This is a genomic window from Cyanobium sp. Morenito 9A2, from assembly GCF_024345575.1.
Lineage (GTDB): Bacteria > Cyanobacteriota > Cyanobacteriia > PCC-6307 > Cyanobiaceae > ATX-6F1.
In genome coordinates this window covers 223882-249227 of sequence record NZ_JAGQBJ010000003.1, presented here as the reverse complement: position 1 = coordinate 249227, position 25346 = coordinate 223882, and the positions used below count along the sequence as shown (strand labels likewise).

The 25346-nt window shown below is 68.0% G+C and carries 23 protein-coding genes; 12 read left to right on the top strand and 11 right to left on the bottom strand.

Annotation, left to right across the window (positions count from 1 at the left end; all coding sequences use genetic code 11):
- Positions 1–15: 15 nt before the first annotated feature.
- Together KBY88_RS06380 and KBY88_RS06375 are read right to left on the bottom strand one after the other, a co-directional pair.
- Positions 16–1038 carry a VOC family protein gene (locus tag KBY88_RS06380; RefSeq protein ID WP_254939076.1) on the bottom strand — a complete coding sequence of 341 codons (1023 nt, stop codon included), beginning with the start codon at positions 1036–1038 and terminating at the stop codon, positions 16–18.
- A complete protein-coding gene (locus tag KBY88_RS06375) occupies positions 1035–1961 on the bottom strand; it encodes a DMT family transporter (RefSeq protein ID WP_254939075.1) in 927 nt (308 codons plus the stop codon). The genes KBY88_RS06380 and KBY88_RS06375 overlap by 4 nt, the downstream gene beginning before the upstream one ends.
- Before the next feature lie 78 nt (positions 1962–2039).
- On the opposite strand from KBY88_RS06375, the gene KBY88_RS06370 reads away from it, so the two are divergent.
- Complete coding sequence (locus tag KBY88_RS06370) at positions 2040–2879, top strand: SDR family oxidoreductase (RefSeq protein ID WP_254939074.1); 840 nt, start codon at positions 2040–2042, stop codon at positions 2877–2879.
- Positions 2880–2894: 15 nt separating this feature from the next.
- Here KBY88_RS06370 and KBY88_RS06365 read toward each other — a convergent pair whose 3' ends face one another.
- Positions 2895–4238: an NAD(P)/FAD-dependent oxidoreductase gene (locus tag KBY88_RS06365; RefSeq protein WP_254939073.1), complete on the bottom strand. Its 1344-nt coding sequence runs from the start codon at positions 4236–4238 to the stop codon at positions 2895–2897.
- 120 nt (positions 4239–4358) lie between these two features.
- Between KBY88_RS06365 and KBY88_RS06360 the strand changes: the two genes are divergently transcribed.
- The 5 genes from KBY88_RS06360 to glmU are packed head-to-tail and all read left to right on the top strand — an operon-like array spanning position 4359 to position 10101.
- Positions 4359–5921, top strand: a complete 1563-nt coding sequence (locus tag KBY88_RS06360; protein WP_254939072.1) for a UbiD family decarboxylase — start codon at positions 4359–4361, stop codon at positions 5919–5921.
- A gap of 9 nt (positions 5922–5930) precedes the next feature.
- Positions 5931–6413, top strand: a complete 483-nt coding sequence (locus KBY88_RS06355; RefSeq protein ID WP_254939071.1) for an Rrf2 family transcriptional regulator — start codon at positions 5931–5933, stop codon at positions 6411–6413.
- Positions 6414–6455: 42 nt separating this feature from the next.
- Positions 6456–7763: a 3-phosphoshikimate 1-carboxyvinyltransferase gene (gene aroA / locus KBY88_RS06350; RefSeq protein WP_254939070.1), complete on the top strand. Its 1308-nt coding sequence runs from the start codon at positions 6456–6458 to the stop codon at positions 7761–7763.
- The gene (locus KBY88_RS06345) at positions 7738–8676 is read left to right on the top strand and encodes an MnmC family methyltransferase (RefSeq protein WP_254939069.1); all 939 of its coding nucleotides are present in this window, start codon (positions 7738–7740) and stop codon (positions 8674–8676) included. Before aroA ends, KBY88_RS06345 begins: the two co-directional genes overlap by 26 nt.
- A gap of 27 nt (positions 8677–8703) precedes the next feature.
- Entirely contained in the window at positions 8704–10101 is a 1398-nt protein-coding gene (glmU, locus tag KBY88_RS06340) for a bifunctional UDP-N-acetylglucosamine diphosphorylase/glucosamine-1-phosphate N-acetyltransferase GlmU (protein WP_254939068.1), read from the top strand.
- On the opposite strand, the gene KBY88_RS06335 is transcribed toward glmU, so the two are convergent.
- Genes KBY88_RS06335 through KBY88_RS06320 form a run of 4 tightly spaced genes read right to left on the bottom strand, consistent with a single transcriptional unit; the run spans position 10025 to position 14469 of the window.
- Complete coding sequence (locus tag KBY88_RS06335) at positions 10025–11410, bottom strand: UDP-N-acetylmuramoyl-tripeptide--D-alanyl-D-alanine ligase (RefSeq protein WP_254939067.1); 1386 nt, start codon at positions 11408–11410, stop codon at positions 10025–10027. The genes glmU and KBY88_RS06335 overlap by 77 nt on opposite strands.
- Before the next feature lie 14 nt (positions 11411–11424).
- Positions 11425–12168, bottom strand: a complete 744-nt coding sequence (locus tag KBY88_RS06330; RefSeq protein WP_254939066.1) for a hypothetical protein — start codon at positions 12166–12168, stop codon at positions 11425–11427.
- Between the two features lie 36 nt (positions 12169–12204).
- Positions 12205–13791, bottom strand: a complete 1587-nt coding sequence (glgA, locus tag KBY88_RS06325; protein WP_254939065.1) for a glycogen synthase GlgA — start codon at positions 13789–13791, stop codon at positions 12205–12207.
- Between the two features lie 51 nt (positions 13792–13842).
- Positions 13843–14469: a L,D-transpeptidase gene (locus KBY88_RS06320; protein WP_396102671.1), complete on the bottom strand. Its 627-nt coding sequence runs from the start codon at positions 14467–14469 to the stop codon at positions 13843–13845.
- A gap of 76 nt (positions 14470–14545) precedes the next feature.
- Here KBY88_RS06320 and KBY88_RS06315 point away from each other — a divergent pair, with 76 nt between their 5' ends.
- Genes KBY88_RS06315 through KBY88_RS06295 form a run of 5 tightly spaced genes read left to right on the top strand, consistent with a single transcriptional unit; the run spans position 14546 to position 19189 of the window.
- Positions 14546–15526, top strand: coding sequence for a sensor domain-containing diguanylate cyclase (locus KBY88_RS06315; RefSeq protein ID WP_254939064.1), 981 nt, complete (start codon positions 14546–14548; stop codon positions 15524–15526).
- A gap of 39 nt (positions 15527–15565) precedes the next feature.
- Positions 15566–15916: a PAS domain-containing protein gene (locus KBY88_RS06310; protein WP_254939063.1), complete on the top strand. Its 351-nt coding sequence runs from the start codon at positions 15566–15568 to the stop codon at positions 15914–15916.
- 4 nt (positions 15917–15920) lie between these two features.
- On the top strand, positions 15921–17615 hold the full coding sequence (locus KBY88_RS06305) for an ATP-binding protein (RefSeq protein WP_254939062.1): 1695 nt from the start codon (positions 15921–15923) through the stop codon (positions 17613–17615).
- Positions 17616–17627: 12 nt separating this feature from the next.
- Positions 17628–17999 (top strand): Hpt domain-containing protein, encoded by a 372-nt coding sequence (locus KBY88_RS06300; RefSeq protein ID WP_254939061.1) that lies wholly within the window; start codon positions 17628–17630, stop codon positions 17997–17999.
- Positions 17996–19189: a PP2C family protein-serine/threonine phosphatase gene (locus KBY88_RS06295; protein ID WP_254939060.1), complete on the top strand. Its 1194-nt coding sequence runs from the start codon at positions 17996–17998 to the stop codon at positions 19187–19189. The genes KBY88_RS06300 and KBY88_RS06295 overlap by 4 nt, the downstream gene beginning before the upstream one ends.
- Before the next feature lie 13 nt (positions 19190–19202).
- Here the strand turns inward: KBY88_RS06295 and KBY88_RS06290 are convergent, their stop codons facing one another.
- Together KBY88_RS06290 and KBY88_RS06285 are read right to left on the bottom strand one after the other, a co-directional pair.
- The gene (locus tag KBY88_RS06290; protein ID WP_254939059.1) at positions 19203–19532 is read right to left on the bottom strand and encodes an STAS domain-containing protein; all 330 of its coding nucleotides are present in this window, start codon (positions 19530–19532) and stop codon (positions 19203–19205) included.
- Between the two features lie 174 nt (positions 19533–19706).
- Positions 19707–20069 (bottom strand): STAS domain-containing protein, encoded by a 363-nt coding sequence (locus tag KBY88_RS06285; RefSeq protein ID WP_254939058.1) that lies wholly within the window; start codon positions 20067–20069, stop codon positions 19707–19709.
- Between the two features lie 225 nt (positions 20070–20294).
- Here KBY88_RS06285 and KBY88_RS06280 point away from each other — a divergent pair, with 225 nt between their 5' ends.
- A complete protein-coding gene (locus KBY88_RS06280; RefSeq protein WP_254939057.1) occupies positions 20295–22574 on the top strand; it encodes a response regulator in 2280 nt (759 codons plus the stop codon).
- Here KBY88_RS06280 and menB read toward each other — a convergent pair.
- Positions 22571–23413 (bottom strand): 1,4-dihydroxy-2-naphthoyl-CoA synthase, encoded by an 843-nt coding sequence (gene menB, locus KBY88_RS06275; RefSeq protein WP_254939056.1) that lies wholly within the window; start codon positions 23411–23413, stop codon positions 22571–22573. The two genes, KBY88_RS06280 and menB, sit on opposite strands and share 4 nt — an antisense overlap.
- Entirely contained in the window at positions 23413–25308 is a 1896-nt protein-coding gene (gene menD / locus KBY88_RS06270) for a 2-succinyl-5-enolpyruvyl-6-hydroxy-3-cyclohexene-1-carboxylic-acid synthase (RefSeq protein WP_315858109.1), read from the bottom strand. Before menD ends, menB begins: the two co-directional genes overlap by 1 nt.
- Positions 25309–25346 lie beyond the last annotated feature (38 nt).

The window sequence follows — 25346 nt, the reverse complement described above, 5'->3', positions numbered from 1 at the left end:
CGAGCTGCGCGCAGGCTAGGGAGAAGCGGCGGGGGCGGCTGCCTCGCTTCGCTGCACCAGCTGAATCCGATGGCCGTCGGGATCGCGCAGCTGCAGCGCGCGCCGGAATCCCAGGCCGGCACCCTCCAGGTCGACCACGGTGCTCGGGGGCAGGTCGCCCAGCAGTGCCAGGGAGATCAACCGCCCACGGATCGCCTCCAGGTCATCGACCACCAAGCGGATCTGCCAGTGGTCGAGGTCCTGGGCGCCGAGATCAGCAGGAATCGGCCGGCCACCCGACGGCTCCAGGTACTGGAGCCCCTCGAGGCCGGGGCCCTGCCGGCAACGCAGGGGAACGATGCGCACCCGCGCGCCGGCCAGGCCATCGAGGCGCTCCTGCTCCACGCCGCTGTTGAGTCCCTCGACCCCCCGGCGCAGCCCAAGCCCCTCGACGTAGAAGCGTTGGCTGACCTCGCTGTCGCCGATGGCGATGGCGCTGTGGTCGATGCCGAGCCAGGGGGAGTCGGGGTCCGCCGCCGGCCGTTGCCAGCGGGGATCCCCCTTGCCGGGGGGGAACTGGAGCAGCTCAAGGGCATGGCCCTCCGGATCGCGGAACTTGAAGGCCTCGATGCCGGCGGCCGCGACATTCCAGGACGGCAACCGCTGGGGGGCGGAGGAAATCGAGCGCAGCTCCCCGGAGGCGATCAGGGGCGCCACGGCCCCGTGGGCGACCACCAGGTCGGAGACCACCAGGCAGAGGTGCTGAAAACTCAGATCGCAGCTGCGGGCCTCGGCGGCGATTGGCCGGCCGCGGCGCTGGTGCGGGCCAGGGTCGATCACCTCGGTGAGCTCGATCCGCTCGGCCCCCAGCCGCAGCCGCACGAGCCGCAGGTGGGCGCCCGCCAGGCCGATCAGTTCTGCGTAGGGGCCCCCCAGGATCGTGCACCGACCCTCCTGCTGGAAGCCCAGCCGGCCGCAGAGGAAGGCTGCGCAGCGGTGGGCATCGGCGGTGGTGAAGCCGACGCTCTCGATCGCCGGCGTGGAGGGAGGAACGCTCACGGACCGGGAAGGGGCGCGTTGGGGCGCTGCAGCACGATGCTGAGGCCACCGCCGAGGCAGATCAGGGCGGTGCCGAGCCAAACCGCCAGGTTCGGGCGCTGGGCGAAGGCAACCCATCCGATCAGGCCGGCGAACACCACCGAGGAGTACTGGAAGGCGCCGATGGCGCTGGGGTCGGCGTGGGCGTAGGCCTTGATCAGCAGGAACTGGAACGCCACCAGGCAGGCGCCGGAGGCCACCACCAGGGCGGCCTGCTCCGCCGTGAGGCCACCGAGGCCCAGGAACCCCGGCCCTGGTGGGCGCAGGGGCCCGAGCACGGCCAGGGTGGAGCCGAGGCTGCCGAACACCAGGAAGTAAACCATCTGGGTGAGGGGAGCTTCGCTGCGGTCGAGCCGCTTCACCGCCAGGAATTCCACGGCGCAGACCAGGCCGGCCGCCAGCCCGAGCAGATCCCCCGGCCGGGTGAGCAGGGTCGCGTTGGGCTGCACCACCACCACCATCCCGGCGAAGCCCAGCCCCAGGCAGGCCCACAGACCCGCCGGCACCCTCCGGCCGAAGACCAGAAATCCCAGCAGGGGCAGGAACAGGGGGGTGGTGTTGAGCAGAACGTTGGCGTTCACCAGGTTCACCAGCCGGGCGGCGGTGATGAACAGGAAGAAGCCCGCCAGGCCCGTGAGGCTGCGCAGCAGATGGAGCGGCAGCACAGTGGTGGTCAGATCGCGGCCACCACGCAGCAACAGCGCAGGCAGCACGAGCACCAGGGCGACCATGAAGGTCAGCCAGGTGAACACCGGCGCCCCCATGCCGGCTTCAAGAGCCCGGCCGAAGGCGCTCTGGGCGGTGTTGGCGAGGAAAGCGAGCACCAGCAATGAAGCACCGAGGGCGATGGACTCGGGCCGGGGTTCGAGCGCGGGCGATGCCACGGGCGCTGGTGGGGGAATCGTCACCAGCGCACCCTAGGCACGGAGCCAGGATCCGTCTGGGCGCCTAGGGTTTGCCCAGTGGCTCCCCTTGTCGTGGTCCGCAGCACCGAGGCCAGAAGCACCAACCCGGAGGCCGCCCGCACCCTGGCTCAGCTCCTGGAGGGCAAGGTGGCGATCGTCACCGGGGGCAACAGCGGCATCGGCAAGGCGATCGTGGAAGCCCTCGCCCACCGCGGCGCCCAGGTGGTGATCGACTACCGCTCCCATCCCGAGGCCACCGAGGAACTGGAACGGGAGATTGGTGCCTTCGGCGGCAGCAGCTTCGGAGTCCAGGCCGATGTCGCCAAGCTCGAGGATCTCCAGCGGCTCGTGCAGGCCACCGTCGATCGCTACGGCCGCCTGGATGTGATCGTCAACAACGCCGGCATCGAAACGCGCACCTCGATCCTCGAGACCACCCCGGAGCAGTTCGACAGGGTGCTGGATGTGAATCTGCGGGCGGTGTTCTTCGCCACCCAGTACGCCGCAAAGCAGATGATCGCCCAGGGGGGAGGGGGACGCATCATCAACATCTCCTCGGTGCACGAGGACTGGCCGATGCCCGGCAACACCCCCTATTGCGCCGCCAAGGGCGGGGTGCGCATGCTCACCCGCACGGCCGCCCTGGAGCTGGCCCCCCACGGCATCACGGTGGTGAACGTGGGCCCTGGCGCGGTGGCCACCCCGATCAACGACGCCACGATCAACGACCCGCAACTGCTGGCCAAGCTCAATGCGGCGATCCCCCTGGGCCGCATGGCCCAGCCCGAGGAGATCGCCGCCGTCGTGGCGTTCCTCGCCAGCGACTTCGCCAGCTACATCACCGCCACCACCGTGTTCGCCGACGGCGGCATCATGCAGAGCAGTCCCGGCCTCTGACAGGGGCGGTCCGCCTCAGGGTTCGGTGACGGCGGCGGGCGCCTGGGGCTGGCCGATCACCAGGGCACTGCGCTGGCGGGTGCCGATGACCCACAACCACTTGAGCAGCAGCAAGAGGCGGTTCTCGGGGTCGGGCATGAAGGCCAGGTGGGCCAGCCCCCAGAGCAGCCAGGCCAGCGGGCCCGAGAAGGTCAGCCCACGCAGGTCGGCCACCGCCCGGCCGGGACCGAGCACCGCCATGCTGCCGGGATCGAAGAAGCGGAAGGGCTTCGGGGTCCATCCCTCCAGGCGGCCGCGCAGGTCCCGGGCCACCCAGGCCCCCATCTGCACCGCCGGTGCGGCCATCCCCGGCAGGGGGCGGCCATCGGGTGTGTGAGCATAGGCACAGAGATCGCCGATCACACGAATCTCCGGATGGCCGGGGATCGAGAAATCGGGCTCCACCTCCACCCGCCCGCCGCGGTCGAGGCGGCAGCTGCTGGCGCGGGCCAGCTCCCCCCCCAGGGGGGAAGCGCGCACGCCGGCGGTCCAGCAGATCGTGGCGGCCTCGAGCACCTGCTCCCCCTCGGCGCTGGTCACGCTCAGGCGACCTGCTTCGATCGTCCGCACCCGTCCCCCCAGCAGCAGGCGCACACCGGCCGCCTCCAGCGCCTGGGCGGCGGCGGCGGAGAGCTGGGGATCCAGCGCCCGCAACAGCCGATCGCCGGGGTCCACCAGGGTGATTGTGGTGTCGGCGGGATCGAGCTGCTTGAAATCGCGCTCGAGGCTGTGGCGCATCAGGTCGGAGACCGAGCCGGCCAGCTCGCAGCCCGTGGGCCCACCGCCGACGATCACCACCGCCTGCAGATGGCGGCGCCTTTCGGAATCGGGGGTGCGCTCGGCCTCCTCCATCACCAGCAGAAGCCGGCGCCGGATCTCCTCAGCGTCCTCGAGGGTCTTCATCGAGGGGGCCAACTCCGCCCACTCGGGATGACCGAAGTAGGTGCTGCCGGAGCCCGCCGCCAGGATCAGGTGGTCGTAGGCGAAATCGCTGCCCTCGAAGCCGATCCGGCGCCGGTCCACATCGAGGTGGTCCACCTCCCCGAGCAGCACCTGGAGATTGGCCTGACGGCCCACCAGCAGCCGCAGGGGTGAGGCCACATCGCTGGGGGAGATCAGCCCGGTGGACACCTGATAGAGCAGGGGCTGGAAAAGATTGAAGTTGCGCCGGTCGATCAGGGTGACCCGCAGGTCGGCTCCGGCCAGGGCGCGGCAGGCGGCGAGCCCGGCGAAGCCGCCCCCCACGATCACCACATGGGGCCGCTGACGCAGGCTCTCCAGCGGTGGCTCCAGTTCCAGAAAGAACCGCTCGGGGGCCATCCTTACTCTCAGCCGCTCTTGGCAGGCACCCTATCGGGGTTCCCCGCGAAGGGCAGCCGGGAGCCATCTCGCGCCAGCCGGCGCGGGTGCGTCACAGTGGGAAGCACTGGTGGTACAGGAATGGATGGGCCATGGACGCGGCGTCCGAGCCGCGACCTGCGCGGGTTCCTGGAGCTGATCGAGGGGCGCGGACAACTGCGGCGGATCACGGCGCCGGTGGACCCGGACCTGGAACTGGCCGCCATCGCTGACCGCGTCCTGGCCCGCGGTGGGCCGGCACTGCTGTTCGAAAACGTGGTCGGCTCATCGATGCCCGTGGCGGTGAACCTGCTGGGCACGGTGGAACGCGTGCTCTGGTCGATGGGCATGGAGCGGCCCGAGGAGCTTGAGGAGCTCGGCAGCCGCCTCGCCCTGCTCCAGCAACCCAAACCGCCCAAGGGCCTCAAGGAAGCCGCCCGTTTCGGCGGGGTGCTCTGGGATCTGATCCGCTCCCGCCCCGACCGGGACCTCACCCCCCCCTGCCATCAGCAGGTGTTCAAGGGGGAGCAGGTGAATCTCGACGCCCTGCCGCTGCTGCGCCCCTGGCCCGGCGATGCCGGCGGTGTGATCACCCTGGGGCTGGTGATCACCAAGGACCCCGAAACCGGCGTGCCCAACGTGGGGGTCTACCGGCTGCAGCGCCAGTCAGCCCAGACGATGACCGTGCACTGGCTCTCGGTGCGGGGCGGCGCCCGCCACCTGCGCAAGGCGGCGGCGCTCGGGAAAAAGCTGGAGGTGGCGGTGGCGATCGGAGTGCACCCGCTGCTGGTGATGGCGGCGGCCACGCCGATCCCCGTGCAGCTCTCGGAATGGCTGTTCGCCGGGCTCTATGCCGGCGAGGGGGTGCGGCTGGCGAAGTGCAAGACCCTGGACCTGGAGGTGCCCTCCCACAGCGAAGTGGTGCTGGAGGGCACGATCACCCCCGGGGAGCAGCTCCCGGATGGGCCCTGCGGCGACCACATGGGCTTCTACGGCGGCGCCGAACTCTCACCGCTCGTGCGCTTCCACTGCGTCACCCAGCGGCGGCAGCCGATCTTTCTCACCACCTTCAGCGGCCGGCCCCCCAAGGAAGAGGCGATGCTGGCGATCGCCCTGAACCGGCTCTACACGCCGATCCTGCGCCAGCAGATCCCGGAGATCGTCGATTTCTTCCTGCCGATGGAGGGGCTGAGCTACAAGCTGGCGATCCTCTCGATCGACAAGGCCTACCCGGGCCAGGCCAAGCGGGCGGCGATGGCCTTCTGGAGCGCCCTGCCCCAGTTCACCTACACCAAGTTCGTGGTCGTGGTCGACAGGAGCATCGCCATCCGCGATCCGCGTCAGGTGATCTGGGCGATCAGCGCCCAGGTGGATCCCCAGCGCGATCTCTTCGTGCTCGAGGACACCCCCTTCGATTCGCTCGATTTCGCCAGTGAGCGCCTGGGCCTGGGGGGCCGTCTGGCGATCGATGCCACCACCAAAATTGGCCCTGAGAAGCGCCACGACTGGGGCGAAGCGCTGGCGCGCTCCCCTGAACTGGAGGCGCACATCGACGGCCGCTGGGCCGAGCTGGGGCTCGCCGATCTCGATGGCATCGAGCCCGATCCAGCCCTGTTTGGCTACGCCCTTGAGCACGTGCTGGAGCGGCTCGCGGCCCGGACCTGAGCGGAACAGATGCTGCGCAAGCGCACCCTCTACGCGATCAAGGCCCTGGTTGAGCTGGCCCGCGACCCCCAGCGCTGGCAATCGGTGAACCAGCTGGCCCAGGCCCAGCAGCTGCCGGCACCCATGTTGGAGCAGCTGTTGCTCCAGCTGCGCCGCGCCCAACTGGTGGAGGCCCGTCGCGGGCGCAGCGGCGGCTACCGGCTGGCCCAGAGCGCCCGGGACACGCGCCTGGCGGCGATCCTGGCGGCGGTGGAACAGGTAGGGCCACAGGGGGTCGAGCGGACCCAGGCCATCAGCTCAGAGCCTGAGATCCAGCTCCCAGAAATCCCCAGCGAGGCCATCGCCGGTGATCGGGTGCTTTCGGCGCTGCAACGGCGGCTGAGTCGGGCCCTGGAGCGGGAGCTGGAGGCCCTCAGCCTCGAAGAGTTGCTCTTTGACCTGCGCAGCTGGCAGGAATGCCTGCGGGAGGACGGCGGCCTGATGGTGGGCTGAACGCCCCTGCGTAGGCTCGTTTCCTGTGCCCATCAGCTGTCCATGACCCTCGAGCTGGGATCAACCACCGCTCGCAGCCTGCGGGGATCCGTGCGCGTGCCGGGGGATAAATCGATCTCCCACCGGGCCCTGCTCTTCGGAGCGATCGCCGAAGGCGAAACCCGGATCGAGGGACTGCTGCCCGCCGAAGACCCCCTGAGCACCGCCGCCTGCCTGCGGGCCATGGGCGTGGAGGTGGGCCCGATCGTGGCAGGCGAACCGGTGCTGGTGCACGGGGTGGGTCTCGATGGGCTCCGGGAACCCGAATCGATCCTCGACTGCGGCAACTCCGGCACCACCATGCGCCTGCTGCTGGGGCTGCTGGCGGGCCGCAATGGACGCCACTTCGTGCTCAACGGCGACGACTCCCTGCGCCGGCGGCCCATGGCGCGGGTGGCCACCCCCCTGGCGGCGATGGGGGCCACGATCGCCGGCCGCGCCGGCGGCAACTACGCCCCCCTGGCGATCCAGGGCCGCCGGCTCCACGGCGCCACCGTGACCACCCCGGTGGCCTCGGCCCAGGTGAAATCGGCGCTCCTGCTGGCGGCCCTCACGGCCGAGGGGCCCACCACCGTGATCGAACCGGCCCGCTCCCGCGACCACAGCGAGCGGATGCTGCGCGCTTTCGGCGCTGACCTGGAGGTGGGCGGTGAGGGCAACCGCACCGTGGTCGTGCGGCCGGGCGGGGTGCTGCGCGGCCAGCGGGTGGTGGTGCCGGGAGACATCAGTTCGGCGGCCTTCTGGCTCGTGGCCGGCGCGATCACCCCCGGCGCAGACCTGACGGTGGAGAACGTGGGGCTCAACCCCACCCGCACAGGGGTGCTTGAGGTGCTCGAGCAGATGGGGGCGCGCATCGAGATTCTCCAGGCCCGCGAGATGGCCGGCGAACCGGTAGGGGATCTGCGGGTGCTGCATGGCCCCTTGAAGGCCTTTGCGATCGAAGGCGATCTGATTCCGCGCCTTGTCGATGAGATCCCGGTGCTGGCGGTGGCCGCCTGCGTCGCCGAGGGGATCTCGACGATCCGCGAGGCTGAGGAACTGCGGGTGAAGGAAACCGACCGACTGGCGGTGATGGCGCGCCAGCTCCGGGCCATGGGTGCCCAGTTGGATGAGCACCCCGATGGACTCACGATCACCGGTGGGCTGCCGCTCAGGGGCGCCGCGCTCGACAGTGAAACCGACCACCGGGTGGCGATGAGCCTGGCGGTGGCCGCCCAGATCGCCTCCGGCCCCTCCCACCTGCACCGCAGCGGCGCGGCGGCGGTCTCCTACCCTGGCTTCTGGGATGACCTCGCCCGCCTCCAGGCTTGAGCCCCGGCGCACCGCCGACGGCAGCTTCAGCCTCTACAGCGCCGAGTTCCAGGAGGGTTTCCACAGCGAGCACGGGGCACGGCGAGAGGCCGAGGAGAAGTTCATCGCCCCGGCGGAGCTGAGTCGTTATTCCCCGGGTGGCCGTCTGCTGGTGCTGGATGTGGGCCTTGGGCTGGGCACCAACGCCGGCGCCCTCTTCGAGGCGGCCGAAGCGCGGGGACTGGTCCTGAACTGGTTCGGGCTGGAGCTGGATCCGCAGCCCCTGGCCCTGGCCCTGGCGCAGCCGGATTTTCAGCTCAGTTGGACTGCGGCCGTTGCCGCCCGGCTGGAGGCCCTCCACCACCAGGGTCAATGGAGCGATGGCCTTGGCCGAGCCCAGGTGCTCTGGGGAGATGCGCGTCAGCGTCTCGGACAATTGCCTGAGACGCTCAGCGGCCAGTGGGATCTGGTGCTGCTGGATGCGTTCTCCCCCCGCCGCTGCCCCCAGCTTTGGAGCCTGGAGTTTCTGGGGGCCCTGGCGCGGCTGCTGGCCCCGGAAGGGCGCCTGCTCACCTACAGCTCCGCCGCCGCCGTGCGCCAGACCCTGCTGCGCTCGGGCCTGCAACTGGCATCCATCACGCCACCGCCCGAACCCCTGGGGGCTGCTTCGCCAAAGGGGACGACCCCCTGGTCCTGGGGCACCGCCGCCAGCCCCAGCCCGTTGCAGCCAGGCCGTGTCCTGCGGCCGTTGAGCCTGATGGAGCGGGAGCACCTGCTCACCCGGGCCGCAGAGCCCTACGGCGACCCGACCGGCTCGGCCAGCGCCGAGGGGGTTCTGCGGGCTCGGGCCATGGCCCAGGGGCAGTCGAGCGCTGGGAGCACCTCCGCCTGGCGCCGGCGCTGGTTCGGCAAGGAGCGCCCGGTCCACCGGTAGATTCCGGCCGTTCCTTGCAGGGGTTCCATGCTCGCCGTCGCCGTGCTGGCCGCCGGGAAGGGAACCCGCATGAAGAGCCAGCTCCCCAAGGTGCTGCAGCCCCTGGCGGGCGCCACCCTCGTGGAGCGCGTGCTGGCCTGCTGCCGGGGCCTGGCCCCCGCGCGCCAGTTGCTGATCGTGGGGCACCAGGCGGAGCGGGTGGAGGCCTCCCTGGCGGCGGTGGCGGGACTGGAGTTCGTTTTGCAGCAACCCCAACAGGGCACGGGCCATGCGGTGCAGCAGCTGCTGGCGCCGTTGGCCGGCTTCGAGGGTGATCTGCTAGTGCTCAATGGCGATGTGCCGCTGCTGCGGGCCGCCACCCTGGATAAACTCCTGGACCAGCATCGCCGCAGCGGCGCGGCAGTCACCCTGCTCAGCGCCCGCCTGGCCAACCCGAGCGGTTACGGCCGCGTCTTCAGCGATGGGGGCGGCGGAGTCAGCGGCATCATCGAGCACCGTGACTGCAGCGACGACCAGCGCCGCAACAACCTGATCAACGCCGGAATCTACCTTTTCGATTGGCAGCGCCTGGCCAAAGTGTTGCCCCGGCTCCGCAGCGACAACGACCAGGGGGAGCTCTACCTCACCGACACCGTGGCCCTGCTGGGCCACGCCACCCATCTGGAAGTAGCCGACCCCGACGAGATTCTGGGCATCAACGACCGCCTTCATCTGGCCCAGTGCGAAGCGGTGCTGCAGGAACGGCTCCGGCGCCACTGGATGGAGCAGGGGGTCACCTTCATCGATCCCGCCAGCTGCACCCTCAGCGAAGGCAGCCGCTTCGGCCGCGATGTGGTGATCGAGCCCCAGACCCACCTGCGCGGAACCACCAGCGTGGGGGATGGCTGCCGTCTGGGCCCGGGCAGCCTGGTGGAGGACAGCACCCTGGGGGCGGCCGTGGAGGTGCTCTATTCGGTGGTGCGCCGGGCCAGCGTCGGCGAAGGCTGTGCCATCGGCCCCTACGCCCAGCTTCGACCGGGCACCGTGCTGGGTGAGCGCTGTCGGGTGGGCAATTTCGTGGAGGTCAAAAACAGCGTCTTGGCCGATGAATGCAAGGTGAATCACCTCAGCTACATCGGTGATGCCGATCTGGGGGTCAACGTCAATGTCGGGGCCGGAACGATCACGGCCAACTACGACGGTGTGCGCAAGCACCGCACCGTGATCGGCGCCGGCAGCAAGACCGGCGCCAATTCGGTGTTGGTGGCGCCGATCACGCTCGGGGAGAACGTGACCGTCGGAGCGGGCTCCACCCTCACCAGGGATGTGCCTTCCGGCGCCCTGGCCGTGGGTCGGGCGAACCAGGTGGTCAGGGAGGACTGGTCTGGAGCTGCTGCATCAGCAGGGGGATCAGCCGCTCCAGCGCCACCCCCCGGCTCGCCTTGAGCAGCACGGTGTCCCCCGGCCGCAGCCAGTCCTGAAGGGGCCCGGCGGCGGCGGCTGGTTCAGCCACCCGCTCCAGCAGGGACACCGCCGCCGCCGCCGCCGCCATCGCTTCGCCCTCGGCGCCCCCATCCACCACCACCAGGCCATCAAGGCCCAGCTCCGCTGCCAAGGCGCCGATGGCGCCATGGAGCTCCAGGCTCTGCTCCCCGAGTTCGAGCATCGTGCCGAGGACCGCAAAGCGTCGCCCCCGCTGCTGGGCGAGCAGCCGCAGGGCCGCCTCGGTGGCTTCCGGAGAGGCGTTGTACGTCTCATCAAGCAGATGGACGCCGCCCACCTCCAGGCGGGCGCTGCGCCCTCCGGGCAGGTCCACCCGCAAAGTAGCGAGCGCTAGGGGGGCCACCCCCAACTCAAGGGCCACCACTAGGGCGAGCAGCAGGTTGCGGGCGTTGTGGGCCCCCGGCAATGGCAGCCGGTAACGGTGCCCCCCCAGGCTCAGGTGCTCGCCATCGGCCTCCAGCTGGCCCAGGGCATCGGCCGCCGGCTGGGCTGGATCGAAGGGACCATCGCTGGCCAGGGCCACCCGCCGCACCCGGCCGGCCCAAACCGCTCCCAGAGCCTCCTCCAGCAGGGGGTCCCCCGCCGGAACCACCACCAAAGCGCTGGCTGGAAGCCCCGTGACGATCTCGCATTTGGCGGAGGCAATCGCCTCGCGGCTGCCGAGCCGGCCGATGTGGGCCGTACCGATGTTCGTGATCACGGCGATGTCGGGCTGGGCGCAGCGGCTGAGCCGCTCGATCTCCCCCCGGCCGCGCATGCCCATCTCCACCACCACCGCCGCCTCGGCGCCGGTGGCCCTGAGCAACGTGTGCGGCACGCCCACGTCGTTGTTTTCGTTGCCCGCGCTGGCCAGCACCAAGCCGAGGGGGGCGAGGGCCGAGCGCAGCAATTCGCGTGTCGTGGTCTTGCCGGCCGAACCGGTCACCGCCACCACGGGAGCCCCCAGCTCCTGGCGGCGCAGGGTTCCCAGTTGCTGGTAAGCCGCCAGGGTGTCGGCCACGGCCCAGACGGGCAGACCCGCGGGCACCTCCGCGAGCCGTGAGGCCTCCACCACCGCCGCCCGGGCTCCGCGCTCAAGCGCCTGAGCCAGGAAGCGATGGCCATCGAAGCGCTCCCCCACCAGCGGCACGAACAGACTGCCGGGCCTGAGGGCGCGGCTGTCGGTGCCCACGGGCCCCAGCGTCTCCGCCGGGTCCAGATCGGCTCCGCCCAGCGGCGGTCCCCACAGCTCCACCAGGCGCGCCAACCGCATCTCCCCAGGCCCCTTCAGCCGTACGACAGCAGAATCATGCCGGTCCCCACCCGTGCCTGGCGTCCCAGCATCCGGCCACGGCCATCCCTCAGGTCAAGCTCCTCGAAACCGAGAACCGCCGCCTGCTCCCGCCAACGATCCGCCTGAAGCTGACGCGCGGGGGGGGGCAACGCCAGAAAGGCCGCGTTCAGCTCCAACACCAAGCGCGAGCGCTCGGGCTGGGGCCTGGCGGCGACCAGCAACGGCGGTCCATCGCCAGGCGCCAGGAGCTCCATCAGCGGATCGAGGGCCAGTTCCGGCAAGGGGTTGGCCTCCAGCGCTTCGGCCTCAGCCTGCGATTCATCCAGGGGGGGGACGGCGCTGCTCGCCAGCGCCAGGGATTCACCCCCGGATGGCACGACAGCCAGTTCCGAGCCAGCACTGGCTTCCACCAGAGGTTGGCTCGGAACTGGCAGCGGCACCACGGCCACGGACCCCGCCGCCCGGCCGTGCCAGCGGCTGACCCCAGCGCCCACCAGCAGGAGCACACCCACCAGCACCAGCGGCCAGAACAGGCTCGCCAGCGCCCGGGGCCAGACCATCGGCAGGGGCAGCTCGGCCGAACCATTCCGCCGCCACAGTTCCCGGGCCCGCAGTCCCAGACTGGCCAGCACCGCCCTCGCATCCTCAGCCAGGAGCTTCCAGGGACTCACATAGAGACTGGGAAGAGCGGAACCTCCATGGGGGTTCTCCGGGGCCCGCCCCTTCGAAACATTCATCAAGCGACGCTCAGCGCGGCACGCGGCACGCTCGTCTCATCCCTGGGGCCGCCGCAGCAACCGCGCCAGGGGGTTGCGGGACACCCCCATGGGGGAGGCCGAAACGGCAGAGGGCTCAGCGCCGGTCCCCTGGTTGGGTGATGGGCCAGCTTTGAGTTGATGGCTCGGATCCGCTGAGGGCTGAAGACTGGGATCGGCGTCTTGCCCGAGGGAGAAGGCTTCCACGTCCTGGGCCGAGGGGGTCGGCTCCTTCACACCACGCACCTCCCGGTACAGGCGGTCGTACTCGAGGGCAGAACGGCCCCAGCTGTGGTCGGCGGTCATGGCGCGGCGCTGCAGGTCCGCCCAGCTGTCTGGATGGCGGTAGGCCTCCCAGGCCCGCACGATCGCCGTGTAGAAATCCAGCGGGTCGTAGCGATCGAAGCAGAAGCCCGTGCCGCTGTGGTGGGCGGGGTCGTGGGGGGGCACGGTGTCCACCAGGCCCCCCACCCGCCGCACCACCGGGATCGAGCCGTAGCGCATGGCCAGCAGCTGACTGATGCCGCAGGGCTCGAAGCGGCTGGGCATCAAGAAGGCATCGCTGCCGGCGTAGATCAGGCGCGAGAGGGCATCGTCATAGGTGAGGAAGACCGCGAAGCGCCCCGGATGGCGCGCCGCCAGTTGCCACAATCCCGACTCGAAGTGACGATCACCCGTTCCCAGCACCACGATCTGGCTGTCGGTGTAGGCCAGCACCCGGTCCGCCACCTGCAACAGCAGGTCCACCCCCTTCTGGTCCACCAGGCGGCTCACCAACCCCAGCAGGAAGGTGGTGGGATTGACCGTGAGCCCCATGCGCTCCTGCAGGGCGGACTTGCAGACGGCTTTGCCGCCCAGGTCGGTGGGGGAAAAACCTGCGGGCAGGCTGGCGTCGGTGGCGGGGTTCCAGTCCCCGTTGTCGATGCCGTTGAGGATGCCGCGCAGCTTGCCGCTGATGAAGTTGAGCAGCCCGTCGACCCGTTCGCCGTACTCGGCGGTGCGGATCTCCTGGGCGTAGGTGGGCGAGACGGCGTTGACCCGGTCGGCATAGAGCAGGGCGGCGGCCATGGTGTGGTCCCCCTGCATGTACCAGGGGCACCAGGTCATGCGCTCGAGCTTCCAGCGCCAGGGCCCCTGGTACTGGAGGTTGTGGATGGTGAAGACCGTGCTGATCTCCGGGTCCTGGTGCATCCACACGGGGATCATGCCCGTGTGCCAGTCATGGCAATGGAGCACCTCCGGTTTCCAGTGATGCCAGGCGAATTCCGCCACGGCACTGGCAAAGAAGGTGAAGCGCCAGTCTTCGTCCTCGCCGCCGTAGATGCGCTCGGGATCGAAAACCGGATGGCCCACCAGATAAATCGTCAGGCCGTTGCTCGGGTGGCGGGTTTCGTAGATCGCGAAATTCGTGCCCATGGTGTGGCCACGCCAGATCGGATCAGGGGAAATCGTCAGGCGACTCCACAGGCGGCCATAGCCCGGCAGGATCAGGCGCACGTCGTGGCCGAGGGCGGCCAGGGCCGGGGGCAGCGAGCCGACCACATCGCCCATGCCCCCCACCTTGACCATCGGGGCGCATTCAGCCGCAGCAAAGAGCACCCGCATTCGGCCGACCGTCCAGAGCGGAGCGACTTTAGGAGCCCTGCCCGGCTGGGCTCAGGGCAGCACGGTCACCGGTGTCCCGACGCTCACCATCGCGAACAGAGCGCGCACATCCTCGTCGTAGAGGCGCACGCAACCATGGGAGACGGCGCGGCCCACGGTCCAGCGGTGGGGGGTGCCGTGGAAGCCGGCACTGACGCAGCCCTTGATGTCGAGCACCTGGTCGCCATCGGAGGCCTTGCGGCCGTTGCAATCGACGTGGAAACCGATCCAGCGGCTGCCCAGGGGATTCTGGGCACCGGACGCCATGCGCTTCCCCGTGGTGGGATGTTCCCAGACCGGATCGGTGCGCATGTCAAGAATGCTGAAGTTCCCTGCAGGGGTCTCCCAGCCCGGCATGCCCACCGCCACAGGAAACTGCCGCAGCAGGGCACCCGAGTGGATCACCAGCAACCGGCGCCGGCGGCGATCGAGCACCAGATGAAGGCCGCTCTGCACCTGCAGGACCGGGGGCAGAACGGAGAGGGGATGGGCCATCGCCTGGTGGGTCTTGGCGGGTTGGCCAGGGTCGCCCAGCGCCTTGGGGGAGGCCCAGGCAGCGGCCAGCAGGAGCAGCGCCCCCAGGCTGCTGCGCCGAAGGTGACTTCCCCAGCAGCGTCCTGGTCCCGCAGTCGGCTTCACGATCGAACGGTCGGGATCCTTCCGATCGTATGGGGCCTGTGGGGTGGCCGTTAATCTGAAAAGTCAGGCCATCAGCATGCCGCCCTATCCCGACTACCCCCTCCCCGTTGGGGAGGAGGACAGGCTCCGCTCCCTGGAGCGCAGCCTGCTGCTGGATGGCACGTCAGATCCGAATCTCGATCGGATCGTCAAGCTGGCGGCGGAGATCATTCAAACCCCGATCGCGCTGATCTCCCTCGTGGATCGGAACCGGCAATGGTTTCTCAGCCGAGTGGGGTTGGAGGCCACCGAAACCCCCCGGGAGATGGCGTTCTGCGCCCACGCCATCTGTGGTGATGGGGTGATGGTGGTGCCCGATGCCGCAGCCGATGACCGCTTCGCCACCAATCCGCTGGTGACGGGCGAGCCCAAGATCCGCTTTTATGCAGGAGTCCCCCTCAGGACGGCGGTGGGTCAACACCTGGGCACCCTCTGCGTGATCGACCGCACACCCCACCAGCTGGAGTCCCAGCAGCATCGGGTGCTGGAGATGCTGGCCCAGCAGGTGATCCGCGAACTGGAGCTGCGCCAGGAAGCCGCCTGTGACGTTCAAACAGGCCTGTTCAACCGCGCCTCCTTTCAGCTGCTGGCGCAGAAGGAACTGGAACGGGCCCGCCGCACCGATCAATCCCTGTCCCTGCTCACGTTGCTGATCGACCCGCCGGCGCACTCCCCATTTGTTGATCTCGCCGGGATCGAGCGGGCGGAGCTCCTGCGGGAGATCGCCGCATGCTGCGGCGCGGCCAGCGGCAAGGCCGATCTGCTCGGCCGCCTGGGGCCGCTTGAATTCGGCCTGACGCTGGTGAACAGCACCGCTGACCAGGCACGGCAGGTGGCGGAAACGCTTTTGAGCCAGCTGGTGCCCATCGGCGCAGGGTCCGAGGGCACCAGACCACCAACCCGCCTGCGCATCGGCGTGAGTCAGCTGCGACCAACCGATCAGAGCTTCAGCGATCTGCTGATTCGCACCGACAACGCTCTCTGCCTGGCCCGGGCCAATGGTGTGGAAGTGCTGTAGCACCGTCCTTAAAATCAGCACCGATGAACCCCCATCGCCATGCTTTCGATCGAAGACCTGCGCAGCCAGGAACTGCCGTTCGTGCGCGCCGATCAGGAGGGACTCATCGAAGAGATCAACCCTCGCTTCAGCGAGGTGTATGGCTGGAGCGCCGACGACCTCTTGGGCCAGTCGCTGGGGCTGATCCTTCCCTCCTTCTTTCGCGACGCCCATCACCTGGGCTTTTCGCGTTTTCAGATGGGCAGTGGCGACTCGGAAATCCTCAACCATCCCTTGAAACTCAAAACCGTCTGCAAAGACGCCAGCGAACTTGAATCGGAGCACTTCATCGTGGCTGAACGCCACGGCGAGATCTGGAGCTTCGCCGCCACCCTGCGGCCCCTGGAGTGAGCGCTTGAGCCAGGCCGCCCTCAACGATCAGCTGCGCAGCACCCTGGGGCGACTCGATGCGGCCCTGAGCTGCGTTGAGGATGCGCTGGCGCTCACCAACAACGACGGCATCGTCGAGTGGACCAACCGGGCGTTTGACCACCTGGTTGATCGCCCCCGCTTGGCCAGCCTCGGCCGTCCCCTGCCGGTGCTGCTGCCCAGCCGCTTCATCAACGGCCGGCCGGACGAGCGCGATGACCTGATCGCGCGGGCCGTCAATGGCGCGGGCTGCTCCCGCTGGGATCTTTCCTCAATCAAGCCCCGGCGGGTGCTGGAGGTGACCTGGTCACCGGTGCTGGTGAAGCCGACCCCCTCGCTGGTGTTTGTGTTCCGGGATCTGAGTGCAATCACCAAGGTTCAAGACGAGTTGCGCTGGGCCCGCGACAACCTGGAACAGGAGGTTCAAAGTCGCACCGAGGAGCTGCTTCAGGCCCGCGACCAGGCGTTGGCGGCCCAGGGGGCGATGGGACGGTTCCTGGCCAATGTCAGCCACGAAATCCGCACGCCGATGAATGCGGTCATCGGCATGACCGACCTGCTCCTGGGCACCGCTCTCGATGGCCACCAAAGCGAACTGGTCGACACGATCCACACCAGCGGCGAACTGCTCCTGGAACTGATCAACAACATCCTCGATCTCTCCAAGATCCAATCCGAAGAGATCCTGCTGAGCACGGAACGCTTGTCGCTGCGCTCTCTGGTGGAGGAATGCTGCGGCATGCTTCGCCCCCTGGCGAGCGGCAAAGGACTGACGTTTGAAGCCCTGGTCGATCCTGAAGTGCCCGAGCTGATCCTCGGGGACGACATGCGCCTGCGTCAGGTGGTCCTGAACCTGCTCAACAACGCGATCAAGTTCACCCAGAGGGGCTTTGTGCGCCTCAGCGTCCGCATCACCTCGCGCCCCGACGGCAGCCCACGGCTCGAGATTGAGGTGGAGGACAGCGGCCCCGGAATCGCCTCTGATTTTCTCCCCCACATTTTTGAGGCCTACACCCAGGCGGACGGAGCCAGCCGGCAGGTACAGGGCAGCGGCTTGGGCCTGAGCATCTGCCATAGGCTCTGCCATCTCATGGGCGGCTCGATCGAGGTCAGCAGCCGCCTCGGCGAGGGCACGCGCCTGCGAGTGGAGCTGCCCCTGAGGCCAAGCCTTCCGTTGGAGGCTCCCCCAAAGGCGATGGAACCCGGCGATGGGGCGCCGGGCTGGCCCAAGGGGGGAGCGGCCCCGACGGGCGGAGCCTTGGACCAGCCGCCACGAATCCTGGTGGCAGAAGACAACCGCATCAACCAACGGGTGCTTGAACTTCTGCTCAACCAGCTAGGACTGTCTGCCGACTTCGTGGACGATGGCCAGGCGGCGATCGAGCGCGTCGGGCGAGGGGACATCGATCTGGTGCTCATGGACCTGCAGATGCCCAGCATCGATGGCCTGGAAGCCACCCACTCCGTGCGGCGGCGATCGGGGCCTCAGCCCTACATCGTGGCGCTGACGGCCCTGGCCTTCGCTGATCAGAAGCAGGCCTGCCTCGACGCCGGCATGAACGACTTTCTCAGCAAGCCCGTGCGACGTCGCGACCTGGAGGCGACCCTGGGGCGCTATGACCTGTGGCTGAGAAGCCAGCGTTCCGGCGGTGACCCGCAGACCTCCAGTGCGATCCATTGATCCTCTGAATCCTTGACGAGCGAAACCTCCCCCCCCATCGACCCCCAGGCCTGGGGCGAGCTGCTCGCCCTGGGCGGTGAGGACGCTGGCGTGATGATTGAGGAGTTGGTCACGATGTATCTCGAGGATGGCGAGGCACTGCTTCAGGCGATCCGCCAGCACCAGGCGGCGGGCGACGCCAAAGCTCTAGGCCGCTCGGCCCATGCCCTGCGCTCCCCCAGTGCCACGCTCGGGGCCCTGCGGCTGGCGGAGCTCTGCCAGCAGGTGGAGCTGGCCTGCGGCCACCAGCCCGAGGGGACCGCGGCCCAGATCCCGATAGAGGCCGTCGTCAAAGAGGGCCAGCGGGTCATCAGCGCCTTGCAACAGCGCCTGGACCACCCATGAGCGGCCCGATGCGGCTGCTGCTGATCGACGATGACCGGATTCTTCAGCTCGTGCTCCAACGGGTGCTGAAGCGGGAAGGGGCCGAGGTGCTGCTGGCCTCCGATGGGCGCACGGGCCTGGCGATGGCCCGGGAGCACGCTCCCCATCTGGTGCTCTGCGATTGGAACATGGAGGGCATGGACGGGCTGGAGGTGTGCCGCCACTTCAAGGCCGATCCCCAGCTCAGTGCCATCTTTTTCATCCTGCTCACCTCCCGATCCGAGGTGAAGGACCAGGTCATGGGCCTCGACGCCGGCGCCGACGATTTCCTCACCAAGCCGGTGGAGGCGGCCGAGCTCACGGCTCGGGTGCGCGCTGGGATGAGGCTCTATGAGAGCAACCAAAGTCTGCGTGAACTGAGCCTGGATCTGGAGCGACAGAAGCGACAGCTGGAGGAGGAAATGTCCCGCGCTGCCGACTATGTGAGCTCGATTCTGCCCAGTTCCCTCAAAGGGCCGATCAGCATCGAGAGCCTGTTCCTGCCCTCCCAACGGCTGGGGGGCGACTGCTACGACTTCTATTGGCTGGATCAGGATCATTTCGTCGTTTACATGCTCGATGTTTCCGGCCATGGGCTGGCGGCGGCCTTGCCATCCATTTCGATCCACAACTTGCTGCGTTCCAATGCCATCGACAGCAGCATCCGCTGCCATCCAGCCCAGGTGCTGGAAAACCTCAATGCCTTCTTTCAGATGGGGCAGCAGAACGAGCAATACTTCACCATCTGGTACGGCGTCTATCGGCCGACGACGCGCAACCTGACCTATGCCAGCGCCGGCCATCCACCCTGTTTCTTGCTCCCTGGTCAAGCAGAAACTGGCGAATCAATTCAACAGCTGAAGACCAACGGCATGCCCATCGGTCTCTTCGAAGAAGTCACGTATCTGGAGCAGGTGCAATCCATTCTGCCTGGATCGTTGATTTATCTCTACACCGATGGTATCTACGAGTGTCTACCCAGCGACAATCAGAGAGTTACCTGGGATTTGGATCAATTCAAGAATCATCTTCTGGCAACGTCGCTGCCAGAGCCTCCAGCTCTGCCGGCCTTGCTGGCGGAGATCCGCCAGCTCAGCGGTTCCCCCACATTCAACGACGACGTCTCGTTAATGCAGATTCGTTTTTCCCACCTGCAGCCTGATCAGGACTGAAGGACAGACCGGATCATTCCTTCGCAGCCTGCAACGGCAGAACGATGTCTTTGGGCTCCGCCACGATGGTGAAGATGCGGTCTGTGCCCGTCATCTGAAGCACAAGACTCATCTGTGGCGTGGGCGCAATCAGAACAAACTGAGCCGAAGATTCGCGGGCTTTCTTGAGACAGACCACCAGGGAACCGAAGCCGCTGCTATCCATCAGGCTGATGGCCCGGCAATCGATCGCCACAACCATGGCGCCGCTCTCCAGGGCCGCCACGGCCTCCTCCCTCAGGCCCTCCCCTGCCACTGCGTCGAGAAGGCCAACGGGCTCAAGGCAGACAAGGGCAGAAGCCATGGCGTGATCGTGGGAACTGGAGTTAAAGCTGATTCTACCGAAACCCTTGAATGTGAACAGCAGGGGTGCCTGCCAGGGCCGCCTCCACGCACCTCATGTGCCGAATGAGAAAGGTAAGCCAGACTCTCAAACCTCCTGAAATCGTGCAAAGGATGACATCAAAACTGGATGGACTTAAACCGTTGGGCCAGCCTGGTTAAAAACATCAAAAATGCGATCCGTTCCGGTCATCTCCATCACCAATCTGACCTGGCTGTTCAGCCCTCGCAAGCTCAAACGTACCCCCGCTTCCTTGGTTTTCTTAAGGCAGGCAATCAAGGCACCGAATCCATTGCTATCGATGTAGGTTCCCGCTTGAAAATCTATAAGGATCGTCCTGAAACCCTGCCCCAGAGCTGTGTTGACGTCATCGCGAAGCGCCTTGCCCATCAAGGCATCCAAAACCCCGGAGAGAGCAATCACCTTCGTGGAAACATCATCATGGGGCGGGGCTGATTGGTCTGCCACCTTGAAGTCGTCGGCACAAGTCAGATCCATCCTAAGCAGCGCACGTGACGCGTCCGTGCCAGCCCCGCAGCCCCTGGTCGCTGGGGACCGCCAGGACTGGCATCAGGCTCTTTCGTCGCAGGGATCCTGGGCGGCCGAGCCACCACAGCGACAGCTAGGGTTAGCTTCACACGGTCTCGATCTACGTTGAAACGTTCGGCTTCACCTGTTGCCGAAGGGGCCGCCTTAGCTCCCCACATCTGGCGAGACTCCGTCTTGACGGGAGCGCGCATTTTCCTGGTGGCAGCCAGCGCCCTCACCTTCACATACCTTGCTTCGAGCCACTCCCTGCGGGAGCAGTCGCGGATGAATCTGCGGGCCATGGCAGAGGCCGCTGCCGCGATGATGGATCCATCGCTTCAATCACGATTCAATCAGTCGTCGCAAGGTGGCAGCGCCGACTATCGCCGTGCCGTCGAACCGTTGCTGAAGCTGCGGCGGGCCGTTCCGGAGATCTATTACGCCTACGCCCTGGTCCCCTCCGGCCTAGGCCTTCAGTTCACGGTCGACAGCTCCTACTACATCAAGAACCAGGGCGATGCGACCCCCGTTGCCAAACCGGGCGAGCTCTACGACGACGCCCCGGCCGCTGCCCGCGAGGCGGCCCGCACGGGCGAGACCCAGGTCAGCACCGCTCCCTACACCGACAAATGGGGCACCTTCCTGAGCGCCTTCGCCCCCCTGTCCAAGGACGATCCAGAGGCGGGCATCGTTGGTATCGACATGTCACTCACCAGCCTCGACAACCTGCTGCGTCCCCTGCGGCTCACGCTGCTGGTCTCCCTGGTGGGAAGTGCGGCCCTCTCCGTTGCCGCCGGCTACGACAACTTCCGCTCCCGCCAAGCCGAGGCCAGTGCCATCAGCGACATGGCCCACGCCCGCACCCTGGCCGAGGCGGCCGCTGCGGCGGCCGAGTCAGCCAACCGAGCCAAGGACACCTTCCTGGCGACCGTCAGCCATGAAATCCGCACCCCGCTCAACGGAGTGCTCGGCCTCACCGGGCTCGTGCTCGACACCCAGCTCACGGCCAACCAAAGGGAATGCCTTCAAACCGTGCAGCGCTCGGGCGAAACGCTGCTGACCATCCTCAATGACGTGCTCGATTTCTCCAAAATCGAAGCCGGCAGGATCGAACTTGAGCAGCGCACCATCCCCTTGGCCACCTTGCTCGAAGACGTGCTCGACATCAGCGCGACCCTGGCCCAAGCCAAGGGACTGGAACTGGCCCTGTTGCTGGAGCCGGACATGCCCTCAAAGGTGGTGATCGATCCCACCCGGCTGCGCCAGATCCTGCTCAATCTCGTGGGTAACGCGATCAAGTTCACCAGCGAAGGTGAGGTCGTGCTGCACGCCGAACGGGTGAGTCGGCAGGCGGACGGCAGCTTCACTCTGGCGTTCACCATCACTGACACCGGGCCGGGCATTCCTACCGAACGGCGGGAGCGGCTGTTCAAGCCGTTCACCCAGATGGATGCCTCCACCACCCGTCTCCATGGCGGGACCGGCCTTGGTCTGGTCATCAGCCAACGCCTCTCCCAGGCCATGGGCGGCGATCTCCGACTCGTCTCATCCACCCGGCAGGGAACCTCCTTTCGCTGCACGGTTCGTACGCTCGCCCCCTCCTGCCAAGTCCCCACCCTCTCAGACGCCCTCCTGAGCGCTGACAGTGGCAGGAGCACCCATCCCCTGGCGGGGCAACGGATGCTGGCGGTGATGGACCAGCCGCTGAACCGGCGGATCCTTGAGCTCTACACCGCCAGCTGGGGCCTGCCGACGCTGTTCGCCAGTTCCGGGGCCGAGGCCCTGGCCCTGCTGGAGCGCCACCACGTTGACCTTGTCCTGATCGACCGGCGCCTGGCTGACATGGACGGACCGGCCCTGGCCGCTGCCATCCATGGGCAGCCGCGTGGGTCCTCTCTGCCGCTGATTCTCCTCACGATGGTGGGGGAGCGGCTCGAGGCCCCGGGTGTCTTCGCGACCCTGACCAAACCGATCAAGCCGAGCGTGCTGTTGCCTGAGCTGCTCAGGGCCACCCAAGAAACGGAACCAACCGCTCCTGAGGCCCCAGGACCTTCTAATGAGATCAACGCGGAGTTTGCCCGCCGTCACCCGATGAGCATCCTGGTGGCCGAAGACAATGCTGTGAACCGACGCGTCTGCGAATTGCTCTTCCAACGCCTGGGCTACGGGGTGCAATTCGCCTTCGATGGTGAGAAAGCAGTGGCGCTGCAGGCCAGCCTTGATCCCGACATCATCCTCATGGATGTGCAGATGCCCCGGCTCGATGGGCACGAAGCCACGCGGAGGATCCGATCCCAGTGCGGCCGGGGCGATCGCCCCTGGATCGTGGCGCTGACGGCCGATGCGTTGCCGAGCGATCGCAGTGCTGCTCTCGAGAGCGGCATGAACGACTTCCTCAGCAAACCGATCGATGCGGACGCATTCCACGCGGCGATCCTGCGGGCCCACGGCGCCTTGAACAAGGCGATCACCTAGGGCAACCAGGGGCTTCCGCTGAAATCCGGATCGCGTTTTTCGAGGAAGGCATTGCGTCCCTCCTGCCCCTCCTCGGTCCGGTAGAATAGATGGGTGGCCTGGCCCGCCAGCTCCTGGATCCCCGCCAGTCCATCGGTTTCAGCGTTGAAGGCCGCCTTCAGGCAGCGGATCGCCGTGGGGCTGTGCTGCAGCACCTCCCGGGCCCAGCGCACGCCCTCCGCTTCCAGTTTCTCCAGGGGCACCACGGCATTCACAAGCCCCATGGACAGGGCCTCATGGGCGTCGTAGCGACGGCAGAGGAACCAGATTTCCCGGGCCTTGCGCTGGCCCACCACCCGGGCCAGGTAGCCCGCCCCGAAACCGCCATCAAAGCTGCCCACCCGCGGCCCCGTCTGGCCGAACACCGCGTTCTCCGCCGCCAGGCTCAGATCACAGAGCAGGTGCAGCACCTGGCCGCCGCCGATCGCGTAGCCCGCCACCAAGGCGATCACCACCTTGGGCAGGCTGCGGATCAAACGCTGCAGATCAAGCACGTTGAGGCGCGGCAAGCCCTGCTCATCCACGTAGCCACCGTCGCCACGGACGCTCTGATCGCCGCCGGAGCAGAAGGCATGCACCCCATCGAGCGCCGGTCCGGCCCCGGTGAAGAGCACGACGCCGACGGAGGGGTCATCGCGCACCCGCGAGAAGGCGTCGCAGAGCTCCTGCACCGTCCGCGGCCGAAAGGCGTTGCGGCGCTCCGGGCGGTTGATGGCGATGCGGGCCAGGCCATCGCCAGACAGCTCGAACACGATGTCCGTGTAGGAGGCGGCGGAGGTCCAGCGCACCGGATCAGGCATCAACGGGGGGGGATGGGGGGATTCATTCTGCGATCAGGCCCGAACAGCCCTTGAAGCAGGCTCTGGCGCAGGTGCTGCCGCAGGGCGGCATCGCTGCGGCGATCGGTGCGCAATTCGATCACCGCCAGGGGGAAGGGCTCCGCCCAGGTCAGGGCCTGCCCCAGGTCGCCCAACGCGCTCAATCGCCGGACCGGCACCCCATGGGCCGCCGCCAGATCGAGGGGATCCACGGGTTGGGGCATGGCGAACAGACGCTCGAAATCCAGCCAGGGCTCGGCCGCCGCCCCAGGGCGGATCGTCAGTTGCTCAAAGATGCCACCGCCGCCGTTCTGGATCAGCACCACGGTGAGGCGCCCGCGCAGCTGGCGCTGCCAGAGCCAGCCGTTGGCGTCATGGAGCAGGGCCAGATCGCCCGTGAGCAGCACCAGGCTCCCCTCGCTCTGGGCCAGCCCGCAGGCCAGCGACAGGGTGCCATCGATGCCGGAGGCACCCCGGAAGCCGTAGAGGCGACGCGGCGGCGCCAAGGGGTCGGCGAAGCTCTCCCAGTCGCGCACGGGACTGCTACTCGCGAGCATCAGTGCCACCCCCTCCGGCAGCCAGCGGCTGAGCTGACGGGCCACGGCCGGTTCGCTCAGCGGGGTTGGGCCTGACGGGCCGCCAGGGCTCAGGCACTGATCGAGCCCTTGCTGGGTGCGGGCCTCGATCGCCCGCCACTGGGCCCCTTGCTCCAGGCTGGAGGGGGCTGGCGAGTCGGCTGCAAGCTGATCAGACAAGGATTCGCTCCAAGCCACCAGTCCGCAACCCCACTGGCGCTGGGCCGTGCCGAGGGGATCGAGGGGGCGGTCATCGCCTTCGCTGATCAACAGCTGCAGGCCCTGCGTGGCACTGAGCCAGCGTTGCAGACGCCGGCTGGCGGGCAAGGGCCCCAGCCGCAGCACCTGATCCACCGGCGGCACGGCACCGAGGTCGTCGAGGAACAGGTCGTAGCCGCCGATCGCCTCCAGCCCCGGCCGTCCTCGCAACCAGGAGAGGCCATCGGCCAGCAGTGGCCAGCCGGTGCGACGGCACCAGAGAGCCAGGGTGCGGGTGAAGGCCGAAAAACCGGCCCGATCCCCTCGCCACGGACCCGCCACGATCACACCGGGGGCATCGAGATCGAAGCGCAATTCCGTGGACAGCTCTCTGGCCTGGGCAAGGGCCAGGGCGCCGCGCCGCTGCGCTGCAGGCGGTGGCTGATCCAGCCCGGCGCACCCCGGTGGCGTGGGCACCAGGCGCTGCAGTTCCCCAGCCAGGGCGATCAACCCCTCAGCGCCCAGGTGGAGGGGTTCAGCGAAGGGCAGGTTCAGGTGGACAGGTCCGGCGGGGCGCAGTGGATCCAGGCCCTGGGCGGCCTCCCAGGCGGAGCAGGCCAGCAGCCCGATCGCCTCCGGTTCCATCGCCGACAAACCGCTCGGATGCCCCTGGAGCAGACGCCGACAGGAACGGCTCAAGAACTGCTCCTGGTTCACGGTCTGGTTGGCACCCTTGCCCTTGAGCTGGACGGGCCGATCGGCCGTGAGCAACAGCAGCGGTATGGCGGAGTAATCCGCCTCCACCGCCGCCGGCAGCAGGTTGGCCACGGCCGTGCCCGAGGTGGTCACCACCGCCGCCGCCACGCCATCGCCCCGACCCAGGCCCAGGGCAAAGAAAGCAGCGGAGCGTTCATCGAGGGCCGTACTTAACACCAAGCCCGAGGGCTCCAGCAGCGCCGCCGCCACGGCCAGGGGACCGGAACGACTGCCTGGGCAGAGCACCAACTGGCGCAATCCGCAGCCCCGCAGCGCCCGCAGCAGGGTGAGGGCGGCCCGCAGGTTCGCCTCTGCTGCCGGGGGGGAGCCGGTGGGGATCGGGGACACGGTCAGCTCGGCCCTCGGTTGGTCAGGATGTGCCGATC

What these genes read in the sequence shown, in the direction of transcription:
- KBY88_RS06335 (WP_254939067.1), bottom strand. Translation starts at nt 11,410, where the DNA reads ATGCGGTTGGCGCGCCTGGTGGAGCTGTGGGGACCGCCGCTGGGCGGA.
- KBY88_RS06345 (WP_254939069.1), top strand. Translation starts at nt 7,738, where the DNA reads ATGACCTCGCCCGCCTCCAGGCTTGAGCCCCGGCGCACCGCCGACGGC.
- glgA (WP_254939065.1), bottom strand. Translation starts at nt 13,791, where the DNA reads ATGCGGGTGCTCTTTGCTGCGGCTGAATGCGCCCCGATGGTCAAGGTG.
- KBY88_RS06295 (WP_254939060.1), top strand. Translation starts at nt 17,996, where the DNA reads ATGAGCGGCCCGATGCGGCTGCTGCTGATCGACGATGACCGGATTCTT.
- glmU (WP_254939068.1), top strand. Translation starts at nt 8,704, where the DNA reads ATGCTCGCCGTCGCCGTGCTGGCCGCCGGGAAGGGAACCCGCATGAAG.
- KBY88_RS06360 (WP_254939072.1), top strand. Translation starts at nt 4,359, where the DNA reads ATGGATGGGCCATGGACGCGGCGTCCGAGCCGCGACCTGCGCGGGTTC.
- KBY88_RS06330 (WP_254939066.1), bottom strand. Translation starts at nt 12,168, where the DNA reads ATGAATGTTTCGAAGGGGCGGGCCCCGGAGAACCCCCATGGAGGTTCC.
- KBY88_RS06290 (WP_254939059.1), bottom strand. Translation starts at nt 19,532, where the DNA reads ATGGCTTCTGCCCTTGTCTGCCTTGAGCCCGTTGGCCTTCTCGACGCA.
- KBY88_RS06315 (WP_254939064.1), top strand. Translation starts at nt 14,546, where the DNA reads ATGCCGCCCTATCCCGACTACCCCCTCCCCGTTGGGGAGGAGGACAGG.
- KBY88_RS06355 (WP_254939071.1), top strand. Translation starts at nt 5,931, where the DNA reads ATGCTGCGCAAGCGCACCCTCTACGCGATCAAGGCCCTGGTTGAGCTG.
- KBY88_RS06310 (WP_254939063.1), top strand. Translation starts at nt 15,566, where the DNA reads ATGCTTTCGATCGAAGACCTGCGCAGCCAGGAACTGCCGTTCGTGCGC.
- aroA (WP_254939070.1), top strand. Translation starts at nt 6,456, where the DNA reads ATGACCCTCGAGCTGGGATCAACCACCGCTCGCAGCCTGCGGGGATCC.
- KBY88_RS06285 (WP_254939058.1), bottom strand. Translation starts at nt 20,069, where the DNA reads ATGGATCTGACTTGTGCCGACGACTTCAAGGTGGCAGACCAATCAGCC.
- menB (WP_254939056.1), bottom strand. Translation starts at nt 23,413, where the DNA reads ATGCCTGATCCGGTGCGCTGGACCTCCGCCGCCTCCTACACGGACATC.
- KBY88_RS06365 (WP_254939073.1), bottom strand. Translation starts at nt 4,238, where the DNA reads ATGGCCCCCGAGCGGTTCTTTCTGGAACTGGAGCCACCGCTGGAGAGC.